This window comes from Salinibacterium amurskyense (assembly GCF_002797685.1).
Classification (GTDB): Bacteria; Actinomycetota; Actinomycetes; order Actinomycetales; family Microbacteriaceae; genus Rhodoglobus; species Rhodoglobus amurskyensis.
In genome coordinates this window covers 205015-221955 of record NZ_PGFH01000002.1, presented here as the reverse complement: position 1 = coordinate 221955, position 16941 = coordinate 205015, and the positions used below count along the sequence as shown (strand labels likewise).

Annotated in this window: 17 protein-coding genes and 1 tRNA gene; 8 read left to right on the top strand and 10 right to left on the bottom strand. The window is 63.1% G+C overall.

The annotated features are described in order from the left end of the window. Nucleotides 1-2 precede the first annotated feature (2 nt). From CLV85_RS10215 to CLV85_RS10185, 7 genes are all read right to left on the bottom strand, one after another. Nucleotides 3-404, bottom strand: coding sequence for an Rv3654c family TadE-like protein (locus tag CLV85_RS10215; RefSeq protein WP_244899825.1), 402 nt, complete (start codon nucleotides 402-404; stop codon nucleotides 3-5). Between the two features lie 5 nt (nucleotides 405-409). Further along, nucleotides 410-775, bottom strand: coding sequence for a TadE family type IV pilus minor pilin (locus tag CLV85_RS10210; protein WP_229820554.1), 366 nt, complete (start codon nucleotides 773-775; stop codon nucleotides 410-412). Between the two features lie 34 nt (nucleotides 776-809). Further along, nucleotides 810-1070 (bottom strand): DUF4244 domain-containing protein, encoded by a 261-nt coding sequence (locus CLV85_RS10205; protein ID WP_100389526.1) that lies wholly within the window; start codon nucleotides 1068-1070, stop codon nucleotides 810-812. 103 nt (nucleotides 1071-1173) lie between these two features. Then, entirely contained in the window at nucleotides 1174-2091 is a 918-nt protein-coding gene (locus CLV85_RS10200) for a hypothetical protein (protein ID WP_100389525.1), read from the bottom strand. Then, on the bottom strand, nucleotides 2088-3197 hold the full coding sequence (locus CLV85_RS10195; protein ID WP_100389524.1) for a TadA family conjugal transfer-associated ATPase: 1110 nt from the start codon (nucleotides 3195-3197) through the stop codon (nucleotides 2088-2090). Before CLV85_RS10195 ends, CLV85_RS10200 begins: the two co-directional genes overlap by 4 nt. A 149-nt stretch (nucleotides 3198-3346) precedes the next feature. Further along, nucleotides 3347-3769: an organic hydroperoxide resistance protein gene (locus CLV85_RS10190; RefSeq protein ID WP_100389523.1), complete on the bottom strand. Its 423-nt coding sequence runs from the start codon at nucleotides 3767-3769 to the stop codon at nucleotides 3347-3349. Further along, nucleotides 3769-4260: a MarR family winged helix-turn-helix transcriptional regulator gene (locus tag CLV85_RS10185; protein WP_100389522.1), complete on the bottom strand. Its 492-nt coding sequence runs from the start codon at nucleotides 4258-4260 to the stop codon at nucleotides 3769-3771. The genes CLV85_RS10190 and CLV85_RS10185 overlap by 1 nt, the downstream gene beginning before the upstream one ends. Before the next feature lie 319 nt (nucleotides 4261-4579). Here CLV85_RS10185 and acs point away from each other — a divergent pair, with 319 nt between their 5' ends. Further along, a complete protein-coding gene (gene acs / locus CLV85_RS10180) occupies nucleotides 4580-6544 on the top strand; it encodes an acetate--CoA ligase (protein ID WP_100389872.1) in 1965 nt (654 codons plus the stop codon). 78 nt (nucleotides 6545-6622) lie between these two features. On the opposite strand, the gene CLV85_RS10175 is transcribed toward acs, so the two are convergent. From CLV85_RS10175 to sp36, 3 genes are read right to left on the bottom strand one after another with little or no spacing between them, the layout of a single operon-like run. Then, entirely contained in the window at nucleotides 6623-8140 is a 1518-nt protein-coding gene (locus CLV85_RS10175) for a UDP-N-acetylmuramoyl-L-alanyl-D-glutamate--2,6-diaminopimelate ligase (protein WP_100389521.1), read from the bottom strand. Beyond that, a complete protein-coding gene (locus tag CLV85_RS10170) occupies nucleotides 8137-8598 on the bottom strand; it encodes a RidA family protein (RefSeq protein ID WP_100389520.1) in 462 nt (153 codons plus the stop codon). The genes CLV85_RS10175 and CLV85_RS10170 overlap by 4 nt, the downstream gene beginning before the upstream one ends. Continuing rightward, nucleotides 8599-8760, bottom strand: coding sequence for a Sp36 family protein (sp36, locus tag CLV85_RS13650; protein ID WP_192893583.1), 162 nt, complete (start codon nucleotides 8758-8760; stop codon nucleotides 8599-8601). A 54-nt stretch (nucleotides 8761-8814) separates the two neighbouring features. Here sp36 and CLV85_RS10165 point away from each other — a divergent pair, with 54 nt between their 5' ends. The 7 genes from CLV85_RS10165 (at nucleotide 8815) to CLV85_RS10135 (ending at nucleotide 16931) form a co-directional block, all read left to right on the top strand. After that, nucleotides 8815-11367, top strand: coding sequence for a transglycosylase domain-containing protein (locus CLV85_RS10165; protein WP_100389519.1), 2553 nt, complete (start codon nucleotides 8815-8817; stop codon nucleotides 11365-11367). Next, on the top strand, nucleotides 11358-12329 hold the full coding sequence (locus CLV85_RS10160) for a metallophosphoesterase (RefSeq protein WP_100389518.1): 972 nt from the start codon (nucleotides 11358-11360) through the stop codon (nucleotides 12327-12329). Before CLV85_RS10165 ends, CLV85_RS10160 begins: the two co-directional genes overlap by 10 nt. 28 nt (nucleotides 12330-12357) lie before the next feature. After that, nucleotides 12358-12431 (top strand) — tRNA-Pro (locus tag CLV85_RS10155). 163 nt (nucleotides 12432-12594) lie between these two features. Continuing rightward, nucleotides 12595-14151: an adenosylhomocysteinase gene (locus CLV85_RS10150; protein ID WP_100389517.1), complete on the top strand. Its 1557-nt coding sequence runs from the start codon at nucleotides 12595-12597 to the stop codon at nucleotides 14149-14151. After that, on the top strand, nucleotides 14148-15506 hold the full coding sequence (locus CLV85_RS10145; protein WP_100389516.1) for an amidohydrolase family protein: 1359 nt from the start codon (nucleotides 14148-14150) through the stop codon (nucleotides 15504-15506). The genes CLV85_RS10150 and CLV85_RS10145 overlap by 4 nt, the downstream gene beginning before the upstream one ends. Beyond that, nucleotides 15499-15993, top strand: a complete 495-nt coding sequence (locus tag CLV85_RS10140) for a cupin domain-containing protein (RefSeq protein ID WP_100389515.1) — start codon at nucleotides 15499-15501, stop codon at nucleotides 15991-15993. Before CLV85_RS10145 ends, CLV85_RS10140 begins: the two co-directional genes overlap by 8 nt. An 89-nt stretch (nucleotides 15994-16082) precedes the next feature. Next, a complete protein-coding gene (locus CLV85_RS10135) occupies nucleotides 16083-16931 on the top strand; it encodes an ABC transporter substrate-binding protein (RefSeq protein WP_100389514.1) in 849 nt (282 codons plus the stop codon). The last annotated feature ends 10 nt before the right edge of the window (nucleotides 16932-16941 follow it).

Genomic DNA, 16941 nt, shown 5'->3' with positions numbered 1-16941 from the left:
GCCTAATTCGCCCCGGTTGGGGGTGGGCCTGCTGTGGCGCTCGTTGTGACCAGTATGCCGAGGATGCGGCGACTGGCGGTAACTGTCACGATACGCCCATCTACAGTGCACTCCTTTATATGGGCGTCATTTACGCGTGCGAGCAGTTCAGCGTTGTCGCAGGGGTAGCCGGCCACGAGCCCGCTCGCGGTATCGGCGGCGGCGAGCGCCGCAGCATCCGTTGCCGCAGCGAGGGCGTGACGAACGCTGAGTGCCCAATAAAGGGGAATGACGACGGTGGTGATCGCTACGACGGTGGCGATAAGCCCCACCATAAGAATGGTGCCCGCACCGCGCTCGTCGCTCAGGCGTCGGCGCAGGGCGCTCCCCAGCAGAGGAGCTCCCTGAATGCGCATTGTCAGCATTGTCATCATTTACCACCGGCAAGAGCACAACTGCTGGCACTGAGCGTGATCGGAAGCAGCCCGAGCAGTGCGTTGCGCGCGGGGGCGCTCACGGTGGCGCACACAAGATCGTCGCGGTGGTGAGTGGCAAGTCGTGATGAGGGAACGAGAGCGGATGCGGTGGCCGCGACCGTGCCGGAGCTTTCGTCTCGTGCCAGGCTGCGGGCTGACGCGGCTGCCGCATCCTGCAAGCGAATTTGCAGCCCGGCGAGCTGCACCCCGCTAAGGCAGCACACGAGCACGAGAGCGACGGCGGGCATCGCCAACGCGAACTCTGCGGTGACGCTGCCTCGCTCGGTGCTGAGTGCGAGCGAGGGTGCTGGCGTTCGCACCGTCGCTCGCTGGCGCGTGTGGCGGTGCCCGCGCTCAAGCAGGGATAGAAAGCGCACTGCGCACGATGTCGGTGAGCATGCCGCGCACTTCTCCTGAGCGCAGTACGACGACGAGAAGACCAGCGAACCCGACCGCAGCAAGAGTCGTGATGGCATATTCGGCGGTGGCTGCACCGCGCTCAGAGCGGAGACGAACGCGCAGGCTACGCGAAAGTGAAGTGACACCGTTGAGCCGCGAGCGCTGAGCGCGCCCTGGTTCAAGGGCAGGAAAGTTGATGAGGTGCGGGTCGTTCATGAGGTACTCCTTCGTGCGCTGTGCGCAGTCTGCGGCCGAGTGATTCCAGCCTGTCGCCTACAGCGACCGCGCAGCGAGGAGGCGCCCGATGTGTGGAACACCGCTAGAACCCTTCGACCGTGGAGGAGATAACCGCCACCATGAGCGGCAGCACGCCGAGCACCATGAACGCGGGAAGAACGCACAGCCCGAGCGGAAGCATGAGCTGCACCGAAAGCGCAGCGGCGGCGGCACGGGCATCCGCATCGGCGATCAGGCGCAGTTCGTCAGCCTCGGCGCGCAAGAGTTCAGCCGCGGGGACGCCTGCCTCGTGGGAAAGCTGCAGCACCTCGTCGAGGTGATCCCCGTCTCCGGGTAATGCGAACCGCTCGAGTGTTGCCGCGACGATCGAGCGGGCCTGAACGAGTGAGCCACCGCCGGAAACGGCGACAGCCATCAGCTCGCACTCGAGCCCCGGGGCCGCGCGCTCGGGTGTCGCCGAACGAACGAGCCTGCGGTTCCACCGCACGGCCACGAGAATCAGCCCGCCACCCACGACCAGGCAACCCCAGCCGATGGGCGTCGTAAACAGTACGCCTAGGGTGTCGAACCCGAGCAGCGCTCCAAACACGAGCCCCACCGCCGGCAACGCCAGAACCATGCGTGCGGTGGAAACCGGAGCAGCCAGAGCGGTGGCCACTTCGCGCTGGCTGTGCACGAGCATCCGCAATGCCCTCGCCTGAGTACGCAGCGCACCAACCAACGGCGCTCCCACTTGCGCGGCCACAAACCACGCTGCAGCGAGAGAGTTCCACGCTTGCCGATCAAGCACCGCAAGCCCCGCGGATGCCCGAAAGATGCGCTCTGGCGCCCCTCCCGGTTCGCCGCTCTCCACCGCTACCGCCGCGGCTACGTTGCTCTCGGCGCGGCCGCGCGCAACGTGCTGCCATGCCGAAGTGGGAGTCAAGCCTGCGTGCAGCAGTACGGCCAGGCGCTGGGTGGTGCTGGCAACGTCGGGCAGCTGACTGGGTGGGGCTTTCATTCGATTTCGGCGATCGTGAGGCGGTCGTTGGCGTCGAGTTCTAGCCGGCCGAGATGGGTGAGTCTGCGGCGACCGTCAACGCGGTCGACGTGCAGTACGGCGCCGATGGCGCTCACGGCTTGGCGGGCGATGGCGCTTGCATCGAGTCCGGCGAGCGCCCCGAGCGCTTCGAGGCGGCTGGGCACATCACGCAGTGAGTTGGCGTGCAGTGTTCCCGCGCCGCCGTCGTGACCAGTGTTGAGGGCACTCAGCAGTTCGCGAATTTCGGCGCCCCGGCATTCGCCGACGACGAGGCGGTCGGGCCGCATTCGGAGGGCTTCGCGCACGAGGGTGGGGAGCCCATAGCCGCCGGCCCCTTCGAGGTTGGCTTGGCGCGCCTCGAGGGAGACAAAGTGGGGATGGCCGACCCGAAGCTCGGCGACGTCTTCGATGGCGACGATGCGTTCGGTGGGGGAAGCCGCGGCGAGAAAGGCTCCGAGGAAGGTTGTTTTTCCTGCCCCCGAAGCACCGGAGATAAGCACGTTCTCGCGCCGGTCGATGAGCGACTGAATGCGTTCGCGAGGCACGTCGTTGAAGAACCCGGCGAAGTCCAACTCGGCAAGCCCGAACGGTTCGCGGCTGGGTACTCGAATCGAGAGCAAGGTGCCGTTCGCGGAGATGGGAGGCAGCACGGCGTGCACCCTCACCCCACCGGTGAGCCGAACATCCACGCACGGGGTCGCTTCGTCGATGTGTCGGCCACCGAGGCTGATGAGACGGACGGCGAGCGCGCGCAGGTCGGCCTCGGTCATGCCGACGTCCCCGACGGGTTCAAGGCCACCGCCGCGGTCGATCCAGACGTTGTGAGCGCCGTTGACGAAGACGTCGGTGGTGTTGGGGCGCCCCACGTAGGGCGCTAGTGGACCGAAGTCGTGCAGTGCACTGGCAGACGCGGCGGCTGCGCCCGACGCCGCTACAGACCGCAGCACCGCCGCCCCCACCCCAACACCGCTGCGGTGTCGCGCGCTTTCAACACTGTCGGGTTCAGCGGTAAGTAATCGACGGGCGACGAAAGGAACAGGGGCAGCGGTAGGGGCAGGGGCAGGAAGGCGCGAAGTGTCAGTCACCCCGCCACGCTAGAGAGTCCTCCGCAGCGGGAGCAGGGAAGCTGTGGTGCGCGTAACAAAACACTCCCCCTCGCCGTTGGGGAGGAGGAGTGCTTGGGTCACGCGAGACCTCCGCGACCGCCGAGCGATCACACGGAGATCGTGGCACGCTAGTCCTGAGCGACCGTGATGGTGACCTCGATGTTGCCGCGCGTTGCGTTCGAGTATGGGCAGATCTGGTGGGCAGCATCCGCGAGCGCTTGTGCCTGGTCGGCGGCAAGGTCGGGGATGACTACTTCGAGAGTTACGGCGAGCTTGAAGCCGCCGTCATCCGTGGGAAGCAAGTGAACTGCGCTACCCACGGAAGAGTGCTCAATGGCCACCTTCTGGTTGCGGGCGACGAGCTGAAGTGCCGAGTGGAAGCATGCGGCATAACCGGCGGCGAAAAGCTCTTCAGGGTTCGATCCGTTACCTGATCCCCCCATCGCCGTGGGCATCGCCAGATCGAGGTCGACGATGCCGGATGTTGTCTTCACGTGTCCATTTCGGCCTGCGCCGGTCGAGAGTGCTTCTGCGGTGTAGAGAGCTTCCATTAGTTCTGCCTTTCAATGACATCGGCTCCAGCTGCGGATGCGGTGGAGAGGTGTGAGGTGACGTTGTGCAGCGTCGACAACGTCGACGTAAATTCGGGAAAAGTGATGTTCGTGGCGTCAGCGATGCACGCGGGAATGTGCGCCAATTGCTCGCGCATGGCGAGGCCTTGTTCCGTGGCGCGGACGACTACACGGCGCTCGTCTGAAATGGACCGCTCTCGGGAAAGAAGGCCGCGCTCGTCGAGCCGCTTGACGAGAGGCGATGTGGTGCCGAGGTCGAGCATCAGCTTGTCCGCGATCTCGCTAATAGTGACCGTTGGTTGCTCCCACAACACAATGAGAACCAGATATTGCGGATACGTGAGCCCCCACGGCGCCAGCAGCGTTGTGTACCGACGATTCATGGCTCGGGCCGCTGCGTAGAGCCCGAAGCAGAGCATGCTGTCGAGCGCGGAGGGGCCGTGCTCTTCCGTGCTCTGATCGTCATCCATTATTCAAGCTTTGCACACAAACACTTTGTGCACAAAGGAATGTGAAAAAGGAACTCGGCGACGAAAGAAGAGCACACGCCGAAGCGTGCCCCGAGAAGGTCCCGTTAAAGAGAGAGGGGCGGCGCCCAGTGGGGGGAAAGGGCGCCGCCACAGCGGCCGACGATTGGGGGGAATCGTATTGGCCGCTTGCTGAACTTGCGCCCAGCGACTTTCAGTGTAACGCAACGGTATGGGCGCGCAACGGAGGTTCTAGAATCGGTGGAATACTTTCAGAAAGCTTGTGATCGAGAACCGCAATCACACGATCGAAGAGGATCAAATGACCAGTAATTCTATTGACAGTCTTTTGCATGAATCACGACGTTTTGCCCCGTCAGAGGCCTTTTCTTCCAGCTCCGAAGCGAGCGCCGATCTCTACACCGCCGCAAAAGAAGACCGTCTAGAGTTTTGGGCTGACAAAGCTCGCGAGTATGTGCACTGGCACAAGCCATTCACAGAAACACTCGATTGGTCTACCCCGCCCTTCGCCAAGTGGTTTGCCGATGGTGAACTCAATGTCGCCTACAACTGCCTCGACCGCCACGTGCTCGCCGGCAACGGTGACCGCGTCGCCATCCATTGGGAGGGTGAGCCCGGCGATAGCCGCAGCATTACGTACGCCGAACTGACCGCCGAGGTCAAGCGCGCAGCCAACGCCATGGCTGCCCTAGGCGTGGGCCAGGGTGACGTTGTCGCCATCTACATGCCCCTCGTTCCCGAGGCGGTTATCGCAATGCTGGCGACGGTTCGCCTCGGTGCCGCTCACTCCGTCGTTTTCGGCGGCTTCAGCGCCGAGAGCCTGCGCAGCCGCATCGACGACGCGAGCGCCAAACTTGTTGTCACCGCCGATGGTGGCTGGCGCAAGGGCAAGGTCTTCCCCCTCAAAGCGGCAGTGGATGCCGCACTCGCCAACGGGGAATCCACCGTCACGAATGTGTTGGTCGTCAAGCGCGGCGAGAACGACGTGGAATGGACCGAGGGTCGCGACCTGTGGTGGCACGATCAGATCGAGGCAGCGGAGCCTGAGCACGAGGCGCAAGCGTTCCCCGCCGAGAACCCTCTCTTTGTGCTCTACACCTCGGGCACGACGGGCAAGCCGAAGGGCATCCTCCACACCAGCGGTGGCTACCTCACGCAGGCCGCGTTCACCCACAAGAACGTCTTCGATCTCAAGCCGGAAACCGACGTGTACTGGTGCACGGCAGACGTCGGGTGGATCACGGGCCACACCTACGTGACCTACGGTCCCCTCGCGAATGGTGCCACTCAGGTGCTGTACGAGGGAACCCCTGACGCCCCGAACCCGGGCCGCTGGTGGGAGATCATCCAGAAGTTTGGGGTGAGCATTTTCTACACGGCGCCCACCGCCATCCGTTCGTTCATGAAGGCCGGGCGTCAGATTCCGGAGCAGTACGACCTCAGCTCGATTCGCGTGCTGGGTTCGGTGGGCGAGCCCATCAACCCCGAAGCGTGGATTTGGTATCGCGATGTGATCGGTGGCGGTTCAGCTCCCATCGTTGACACGTGGTGGCAGACCGAAACCGGCGCGATCATGGTTGCGGCGCTGCCCGGCCTCACGACGTTGAAGCCGGGTTCGGCACAGGTACCCATCCCGGGAATCAAGATCGACATCCTGGGTGAAGATGGCACGCGCGTTGACCCGCCCAACGGTGGACTGCTGGTTGTTTCCGAGCCGTGGCCTGCCATGCTGCGCGGCATTTGGGGCGACCCCGAACGCTTCAAGGAGACGTACTGGTCGAAGTTCCCGCAGCTCGATGGCGAACAGTACTTCGCTGGCGACGGCGCCCATGTTGACGAGGATGGCGACATCTGGCTGCTCGGCCGGGTGGATGATGTCATGAACGTCTCCGGTCACCGTCTGTCGACCACTGAAATCGAGTCCGCTCTCGTCTCCAACCCCATCGTGGCTGAAGCCGCCGTGGTGGGAGCGGCGGATGAGGCGACCGGTCAAGCTGTCGTGGCGTTCGTCATCATCAAGTCGAACCAGGAACACGCGCAGACTGCCGCCGAAGCGAGCGCGCTGCTGCGTCAGCACGTCGCGAAAGAGATTGGCGCGATCGCGCGCCCGCGGGAAATCTTCATCGTCTCGGAGCTACCCAAGACGCGGTCGGGCAAGATCATGCGCCGTCTGCTTCAGGATGTCGCGGAGGGCCGCGAGATCGGTGACACCACCACGCTCGCCGACACCACGGTGATGCAGATCATCTCCGACAAGCTCAACTAGCTCTCGCAGAAACGCTGAAGGCCGGGTCCCCGCGGGGACCCGGCCTTCGACGTTAGTACGCGGCAGCACTGCGTTCCGCTACTTCGCGCGCTCCTTGAGCAGGCGAATAGCGGTGTCGATGTCGCTGAACGGCACGCGCTCATCGCCGACAATTTGGTACGGTTCGTGACCCTTGCCCTGCAAGAGCACTACGTCATCCGAATTCGCGGCGTCAATCGCGTAGGCAATAGCGGTTGCCCGATCGCGGATCTCCACAACTCGCTCCGGATGCTCGAACCCAGCCCGAATATGCGCCACGATCTGGTCGCCATCTTCGTTGTGTACGTCGTCGTCCGTGACCACGATCACGTCGGAGGCTTCTTCCACGATGCGTGCCATTTCGGGCCGCTTGCCCGGATCGCGGTCGCCCGTGGCACCGAAAACGGTCACGATGCGAGCGTGACCCGATTCGCGCAGAGCGGTCACGGCCTGTTGCACGGCGTCAGGGGTGTGGCCAGCATCCACGACCACCAACGGCAGTTGGTCGTTTTCGCGGATGCGAGTCATGCGACCCAGCACCGGCTGCAGCGGAGCCAACACCTCGGCGATCTTTCGCGGCTCGACACCTTGCGCCCACAGCACCGTGGCGCACGTCAGCAGGTTGTCGACGTTGAAGCGCCCGATGAGGCCGCTCGCGACGTGGTGGCTCTCGTCCTCGATCACGAGATCGAACTCGAGACCCTCGGTCGTGAGCTGCACGTTGTCAGCGCGAACGCTTGCTTCGGACTGACCCCGCGAGCTCATTCCGATCGCACGCACTCCGGCCGGAACCGTGTGGTGAAAGTGGTTGAGCGCAGCATCGTCGTCAAGATTCAACAGCGCCGTCTGGATGCCCGGCAGCGTGAAAATCTTGGCCTTTTGTGCCGCGTACTCTTCCATCGACCCGTGATAGTCGAGGTGGTCGCGCGTGAAGTTCGTGAACGCCACGATGTCGAAGGCAACCCCATCGACCCGGCGCTGTTCGAGCGCGTGAGAACTGACCTCCATGGCAACGTTCTTTACGCCAGCACGGTTGAAGTCATCCAAGAACTGGTGAACAGCCGTCACTTGCGGCGTCGTCATGCCCATGTTGATGCGACGCTCACCCGTGATACCAGCACCGAGCGTGCCAATCGTGGCTGAGCTCGTACCGAGCTGAGCCCAGGCCTGCGTCAACAAGTGCGCGGTCGAGGTCTTGCCGTTGGTGCCGGTGATGCCCACCATCGCCATGGCTGCAGAGGGATGCCCTAGAAAAGCATCCGCCTGAGCCCCGACGACGTCGCGCAAGTTCGCAATCGCATACACACGCTCATCAAGCTCAACGCCCTCAGCCGCCTTTGCATCCACCAGTACCGCGACGGCCCCCAGGGCGAGAGCGGCGTCAATGTACGGCAGAGCCGACGACGCACTCGTACCGATGGCGACGAACACGTCATCCGCGCCCGCCTCTCGGCTGTCTTGCACGAGGCGACGAGCCTGAAGCGTTACTCCGCTGTGCGCCGCATCCCACAGACCGAGGTCTAGCGGGCGCAGCGGCGCGTTCTCTCCGGCTTGACCGGAGGACCACACTTCGATCACGCGAACTCGAATACGAACTCGACTTCAACAGGAGCGTCGAGGGGCAGAACAGCAACGCCGACAGCGCTGCGAGCGTGCTTTCCCATCTCACCGAAGATTTCAACAAGAAGCTCAGATGCTCCGTTGATGACTCCGGGCTGGCCGGTGAAGCTCGGGTCGGAGGCAACAAAGCCGACAACCTTCACGACGCGGGTGATGCGGTCGAGAGATCCGATAGCGCCCTTGGCCGCAGCGAGGCCGTTCAAGACACAGGTCTTGGCGTATTCGTGGGCATCAGCAGCATCCACTTCAGCGCCGACTTTGCCGGTCGCAGGAAGAGCGCCGTCGACCATGGGCAGCTGGCCGGCCGTGTAGACCAAGGTTCCCGAAACCATAGCTGGCAAGTAGGCAGCAAGAGGCTTTGAGGTTTCTGGGACGCTCAGGCCGAGTTCTGCGAGCCGTTCATCGAGCTGCGACATTTAGTTGTTCTCTTCCTTGATCCGTTTGAAATAAGCGACCGGGCCCCCTTCGGGGCCGGTACCGACCTGCACAAGTTCCCAACCCTCTGAACCCCAGTTATTGAGGATCGCGGTGGAATTGTGCACCATCAGTGGTGTTGTCAGGTACTCCCATTTAGGCATATTTGCGGCTCCCGTTCAGCATGGCGTTATCAATGATCCCCTACTGTTGATCATATGTCTGCCCTAAAAACTCCGCGTCGCGGCATCGTCTCGGCTGTAGCCGGACTGATCGGCTTCAGCGCACTCTCAGGCGTGCTCGTTACCGCCATGGTTGCGCCCGCGCTCGCCGTCACCGGCATCACCGCTTCTAGCACCATCGGAATCTTCGATGGGCTCCCCGATTACCTCGAAATCGACCAACAGCCCGAACGAAACACGATCTACGCCCAGTACACGGGCAAGGGCAATGTTGACGGTTACCTCCCCATTGCCACCATCTATGACCAGAACCGTCAAGAAGTCAGCTACGACGAGATTTCGCAGTATGCGATCGATGCCGTGGTCGCCGGTGAAGACCGCCGCTTCTTCGAGCACGGTGGCGTCGACCTCCCGTCGCTCGTGCGTGCGGCTGTCGGCAACGTTGTTTCATCCGGCATCGAGAGTGGTGCATCCACCCTCACGATGCAGCTCGTCAAGAACACGTTCATCTCCAAGGCTGAGTCGCTCACCAACGAAGACGAGCGAAAAGCTGCCTACGAGGATGCCGTGCGCACCTCCTTCGACCGCAAGCTGAAAGAAATGAAGCTCGCGATCGGCCTCGAGAAGCGGTACACGAAGAAGGAAATTCTTACGGCGTACCTCAACATCGCTAACTTCGGTAACGCTACTTACGGCATTCAAGCCGCCGCCCAGCGTTACTACAGCGTTGATGCCAAAGACCTGAACCTCGAGCAAGCAGCGAGCCTCGTGGCCATTGTTCAGGAACCCAGCATTCGCAACCTGTCTGATCCCGAGTACTTCGAGGCCAACCAGGAACGCCGCGACGTCATTCTGTGGGCAATGTTGGACTCTGGCGCGATTGATCGCGAGCAGTACGACGAAGCCCTAGCCATTCAGGTCGATGAAGAATCCGTAGTTCCGTCGGCACCGAACAATGGCTGCACCTCGGCGTATAAGTACGCCAAGTGGTTCTGCGACTACGTCGTCAAGAGCGTGCCCGACTTCGAGTTCCTCGGCGCCACCAAGGACGAGCGCAACGAGAACTGGAAGCAGGGTGGTTACAAGCTCTACACGACCCTCGACCTCGACGCTCAAATCCCGTCCCAGAAGGCCACGTGGACTTACGCCCCCAACAACGAGACCGCTTTCAACCTCGGAAGCGCCACCTCCACTGTGGAGGCCGGGACCGGTCGAGTTCTTGTGATGGCGGAGAACAAACTCTTCAACGACACCCTCGACGGTGGCGGCATCGAGAGCACAGCTGTGAACTACAACACGAGCTATGAATACGGCGGATCGAGCGGGTTCCAGCCCGGATCGACGTACAAGGTCTTCACGCTCATCGAGTGGCTCATTCAGGGCAAGGGAATTAACGAGCGGCTCGAAGGTACCGCCCGAGATATTCCCGGCTCACAGTTCCTCGATAGCTGCAACGGCCCTTACGGCGGCACCGTCGAGTTCGGTAACAACGCGAACGAAGCCGGAATCTATACTGTGGCCGAAGGTACCGCCGAGTCGATTAACGGTATTTTCTTCTCAATGGCGACCCAGCTTGACCTCTGCAACATCCGCAACGTCGCCGCCAGCATGGGCGTCGAGCGCGCCGATGGTAACGAGCTTCAGAGCTTCCCGTCATCGATCATCGGTACTAACGATGTGACGCCGCTCAGCATGGCTTCAGCCTACGCCGCAATTGGCGCTGGTGGATACTGGTGCGAGCCGATCATCATCGACAAGGCAATCGACGCTCGCAACAATGACCTCGGTGGTCAGGAGCAGAACTGCCGCCAGGCAATCTCATCTGAGGTCGCTGCAACCACGGCCTACGTGCTCACTGAGGTGCTGAACCGCGGTAATGCTGCGTACTCCGACCCCAACGACGGAATCCCGATCTTCGGTAAGACCGGAACGACTGACGGCGCCGTTCACACGTGGATGGCCAGCGGGACGACGCGCTACGGCACGGCGACCTGGGTAGGAAACATCTCGGGCTTCCAAGACATCAGTCAGGTGTACTACGCCGATGTTCAGGGCTACCGCCTGCGTCACTACATCACGCGTGCCACCGACAGCGCTCTGAACATCAAGTACCCGGGTGGTGCGCTGCCCGAGCCTGACGCGAAGTTGCTGACCGGCTCTGGAACGGAAGTACCAGACCTAACGCTTCAAACGCTCGAGCAGGCGAAGTCCGTCCTGGTCAGCCTCGGCTTCAACTTCGCGGATGGTGGCGAAGTCGATTCAGAGCTGCCCGCAGGCCAGGTAGTGAAGACGAACCCTGCGGCCGGCACACAGTCTGCAGCGGGCGCGACCGTCACGGTGTATACCAGCAAGGGAAACAAGGTGAAGATTCCGGATGCCGTGGGCGACGGTGAATCGAACGACTTTGCGACGGCTCAGGGAATCCTCGGCGGTTCTGGTTTCTCGAATGTGAGTCAGTCCTGTGAGGAAGTTCCGCCGGGTGACCCGAGCGACGGCAAGGTGACCGCTTCGAGCCCCTCGGCCGGCAGCTTCGCCAAGACGAGTTCAACGATCACTCTCACAGTGGCACAGTCAACGCCGTGCCCGTAAGTAAACACGTCTCCCCCGCAGCTACCGCACTCGGTGCGGTAGCTGCGGCAGGGGTCGCCGCGTTCGCGTGGGGTGCTCTCGTCGAACGCAATGCGTTCACCGTGCGGCACGAAACTCTGCCGATTCTTGATCCCAGCGCACGCGACATCACTGTGCTGCACATCTCGGATCTGCACATGGCGCCGTGGCAAACACGCAAGCAAGACTGGGTTCGCGCGCTCGCCATGTACGAACCTGATCTCGTTATCAACACGGGCGACAACCTCGGTCACACCGACGGCATCCTCGGCATCAAGCGTGCCTTCGAGCCATTCGAGGGAACTCCCGGTGTCTTTGTGCACGGGTCAAACGACTACTTCGGTCCGCAGTTCAAGAACCCCTTTGCGTACTTCACCGGGCCGTCGTCGGGGCACCGCCCCGTGGAACACCTCGACACGGATGCCCTCAATACGTTCTTCGAAGACGAACTCGGCTGGCTGTCGCTTAACAATCACGCGCGTGCCATCGAACTTCGTGGTTCGCGACTAGAGCTTTTCGGCACCGCTGACGCTCACCGCGGCTGGGAACGGCTTGATCGTCTCCCCGCCAATGTCGAAGAGATGCGCGAGAACGTGGGCTGGGCGGATGACCCGCACGGCCCCGAAACGGTAGCCCTCGGCGTGACGCACGCCCCATACCGTCGCGTGCTCGATGCTCTCGTCACGAACGGAGCCGACGCAATCTTCGCGGGCCACACTCACGGAGGCCAAGTTCGGGTTCCTGGCATGCCAGCGCTCGTCACGAATTGCGACATTCCTCGCGAGCAGGCTAGCGGTCTCAGTATCTGGCATCACTTGCGTCGGGCGGCATTCTTGAACGTCAGTGCGGGCCTCGGAACATCGATTTATGCCCCTGTTCGCTTCGCCTGCAAGCCTGAAGCTGTCGTAGTGACGCTCACTGCCGGAGATATCGGCTATTCTTGATCTATTCGTCGCGTCAGTGACGGATGATCGGGGTGTGGCGCAGCTTGGTAGCGCGCTTCGTTCGGGACGAAGAGGTCGTGGGTTCAAATCCCGCTACCCCGACAAATCACTGGCTCTGAGCCGCAGAATTGCGAGTCTCAGACAGTTCACTAATCGCTCTCCTTCGGGAGGGCGATTTGTGTTTGGTCACGGTGCGCGGCCGGCCGGCGCCGCAGCGCTTTAGCGGCGTTCGATTGACCCCCGAGCGGTGCCCTACTCTTGACAAGTGGCCGACGTAACACTTACAGCCGAACGAATCATTCGCCGCTTCGCCCGCGACACTAACCTTTTAGTCGCCGGCCGCAGCGTGCGCATCAGCGCAGCTCAGCCCGACACTGCTGACCTCAGCGCCACTTCTCGCGAACTGACGCGCATGTTCAGCGCGCTCGGTGCGCACGTTGTCACCGCTAGCCGCCACGACGCCACTGCCACCGCATCCGCAGCCGCATCCGCTCATCTCCTCGACATCCAGTTGGATGCCGCTGGCCCCGATTCAGAGATCACCGCCACGCTCCTTCTGGGTGGCGCTCCCCTGCCGTCGCGCGGAGACGCCGACGGACGCATCGACTTCGCGGGCGAACACATGCCCGTTTCGCGACTCGTAGCGAAGGGTCTCGGCGAGCGCGGCTCTGTACAGGGCTTACGCATCGGCATTGCCATGGTGCTCGAACCCAAAACTGCCCAGTTGGCGCTGCTGCTTGCCGCCGCAGGAGCTGAGGTCGCGGTGTACGCGCACCCGGATGAAATCGATGCGTCCGTTGCGGAAGCACTTCGGGCGCGCGGTATTGCTGTCGACGGCTCCGAGACGCTGAGCGGCCTAGCCGAGCGCGCTGCTGCGCTGGCGTTCCTCGAACGCGGTTTCGACATCCTTCTCGACGATGGTTCGCACCTCATCCGCCTTGCTCATGAAGATGCGCCGCACCTCGTGAAGCAGTGGATTGGCGCGAACGAGGAGACGACGAGTGGCTTGACGCCGCTTCGCCAGATGAGTGCTCTAGGCATCCTCGACACTGCTGTGTTTGCGGTCAATGACGCTCAGATGAAGACTCGTTTCGATAACCGTTACGGCACCGGCCAGTCGTGTGTGTTTGCGATTGCGGATGCTCTTGACCGGGTGGGCGTGACGGTGCGTGATCAGCCCGCTCTCGTGATCGGCTATGGCCCGGTGGGTGAGGGCGTCGCCGCTCACCTTGCGGCGCTCGGAGCCGAGGTGCGCGTGGCCGAGGTTGACCCCGTATTGGCGCTTCGTGCTGCCCATGATGGATACGACATCGGTGAGGCTGCCGAGCTCGGTGCCGGCGCCCTGGTCGTCTCGAGCACCGGCGTTGCGCACACGATCAGCGCCGACCTCGCCCGCACAGCGCGGGCCGTTGCTGTGGCCGGCGGAGTTCCCGGAGAACTCGATCTCGACGGAATGCTCATGGGCGATCCCGCCGAACAACTCACGCCGCTCGGCGCCCACGTTGATCGTGCTGATCCGGCGGGCACTCTCGTGCTCGACCGTGGCGGCTGCATCAATATCACCGCAGCCGAAGGCAATCCGATTGAGATCATGGATCTCTCGTTCGCTGTTCAGCTCGCCGCCGTCGAAGAACTCGTCGTCACGCGACCGGCCGTCGGAGTGCACGCACTGCCCGCCAGCATCGACGACACTGTCGCGCGCGCCGCCTTGGCCGCCCGCGGTGAACACATCGACACCCCCGCCGACGCCCAACTCGCCGCGGCCCACGACTGGCGCTCCCGCCGCTACCTCAGCTCTTCACCGAATCAGGAAACCCGATGAGTAACCTCCATCCCGAGGCACCCGCGAGCACCACTGCGGATGCCGACCACCAAGTCGTGCTGTACACCGCCGGCCTCGTGATCCCCATCACTGCTCCCCCACTGCTGAACGGTGCTATTGCCGTGCGCGACGGTCGCATACTGCACGTCGGCGAGCGCGACTGGGTACGCCGCTCCCTCGCCGACCGCGGCATCAGTGCGCGCGAGATCCACTGGCCCGGCGTCCTGCTGCCCGGGCTTGTCAACGCGCACTCGCACTTGCAGTACACCGGTATGGCTGAAGTCGGCCTCGGGCAGTACAACGGTTTCGACGACTGGTCGACCGCGTTCAATCCCGTGTACGACCAGCCCCACGACTGGGCTGCGGATGCCGCGGCAGGCGCTCAGCTCATGATTGAAGCGGGCACCACCGCCGTCGCCGACATCGTGACCGACGTTGAGGCATCTGCTGCGCTGCACGACGCCGGGTTGCACGGCATCACGTACTGGGAGGTTATGAGCTGGACCAATGACGACTGGGCTCGCACCGGCCGTCAGCAGGTCGAGGCTGCTCTGGATGCACTGCCCTCGCCTCCCGGAACCGGGCTCTCTCCGCACGCCCCGTATTCGCTCGAGGTCGTGCCGCTACTCGAAATCCCCGACATTGTTCGCGAGCGCGGTAGCCGCCTGCATTTGCACCTAGGCGAAGCGGCATTCGAGCGCGAGTTCCACCACGAGCACGGTGACCCGTGGCATGGCCGCGAACTGGGCAGCTTTCGCGAACTGCGCGCCGCCGGTTTCGGCACCGGCGCCACAGAGTTCGTCGACCAGCTCGGCGTGCTCGGGCCCGACTGCCACATCGCCCACGGCATCTACATGACCGCACGCGACCGTGCCCTTCTGCGGGCTCGCGGCACGAGCGTGGCACTCTGCCCCCGCTCCAACGCTGTTATCGGTCTCGACGAGCCTCCCGTGGCCGCCTACTTGGCCGAGGGCAACGCGCTGGCCATCGGCACGGACTCGCTCTCGTCGAGTCCTTCACTTGACCTGATGGCGGATGTCGCGGAGCTTTCCCGCATCGCCCACTCCCAAGGGCACACGATGCGTGACCTTCCCGAACGCCTACTGCGGGCAGCGACCCTCGGCGGCGCTCACGCCATGGGCATCGACGTCGGCCCCGACCGCACCGGTCACCTCGCTGTGGGCGCGCTCGCCGACCTCGCGTTCTTTGACATCCCCGTCACCGGAATCGAAGACACCATCGTTGCCCTCGTCGAGTCCGGTACCGGCCGCGCCGCTGCCACGCTCGTCTCCGGCCGCGTACGTTTTGCCAGCACCTCCTTCATGAACCAGACCGGAGTAACCGCCCATGACTAATCCCACTGCTGCCTCCGGCGCCGCTAATGCTGCCGATGCCGCTGATGCCGCCGATGACACCCGCCCGGCGACTGCGCAGCTGCTCAACCTCGAAGCGCACCCTGAGGGCGGCTGGTTCCGTCGTACCTGGGCAGGCACTAGCCCCGTCGAGACTCCGAACGGCGCACGGCCCTCGGCCACGTGCATCCACTACCTGCTCGTTCCTGGCGAGCACAGTGACTGGCACGTCGTAGCCAATGATGAAATTTGGATGTGGCACGGCCCCGGAACGCTTGAGCTCTCGCTCGGCGGAAGCGGTGACCTGCCCGACGCAGAGAACGTTCAACGCTTCGTTTTGGGCCCTGATCTCGCCAACGGGCACGTCGCTCAAGTCGTTGTTCCGGCCGGCGTCTGGCAAGCAGGCCGACTGACCGCCGACAGCGAGGTGCTCGTGAGTTGTTTTGTGTCGCCCGGTTTCGACTTCGCTGACTGGCGACTTGTAAACTAGCAAGTCTGTAATCCGTTTCTCCGCCCGAGGACAGCACCACTCGGGTGACGTTTGTTCAACCACCTCACGCACCGCAACTGGAGACTTCCATGACCTCATCACGGCATTTTCGTCGGGCCCTCGTCGCCACCGCAGCAGCAGCTGTTCTGGCATTGACCGCCTGCTCCGCAGACACCACCGCTGACACGAGCTCGACCGTCGATGAGGGATCGCTACCCACCCTGACCGCGGGCAAGCTCACCATCGCTACCGGCGAGCCCGCCTACGCCCCGTGGATGGTCGACAACGACCCCACGAACGGTGAAGGTTTCGAAGCTGCTGTGGCTTACGCTCTCGCCGACGAACTCGGCTTCACCGCCGATGACGTTGTCTGGGTTCGCTCGAGCTTCGACAGCGCGATTGCACCGGGCCCCAAGGACTGGGACCTCAACCTGCAGCAGTTCTCGATCACCGAAGACCGCAAGCAAGCCGTTGACTTCTCCAGCCCGTACTACACGACCACCCAGGCGATCATCGCGACGGAGAGCTCGGCAGCAGCCGACGCCACCACGCTCGACGACCTCAAGGACGTCGTTGTCGGCGTTGCCAGCGGCAGCACCAGCTACACGATCGCCGCTGAAGCTCTGGGCGACGACCTCTCGGTCTTCAACTCCAACGAAGACGGCGTTCTTGCGCTGACCAGCGGTCAGATCGATGCTTTCGTCATCGACCTGCCCAGCGCTTTCTACCTCGCCAACGTTGAAATTGATGGCGGCGTTATTCTCGGCCAGTTCGAGTCCTCCGCCGGTGGCGACGAGTTCGCTTTCGTGCTGCCGAAGAACTCCGAGCTCACCTCCGCTGTGAGCGAGGCTCTCGACGCTTTGGCTGCTGACGGAACTCTTCAGGCCATCCAGGACGAGTGGCTCAGCGCTGCCGTCGACGTTCCTGTTCTGAAGTAAGACCACGCCG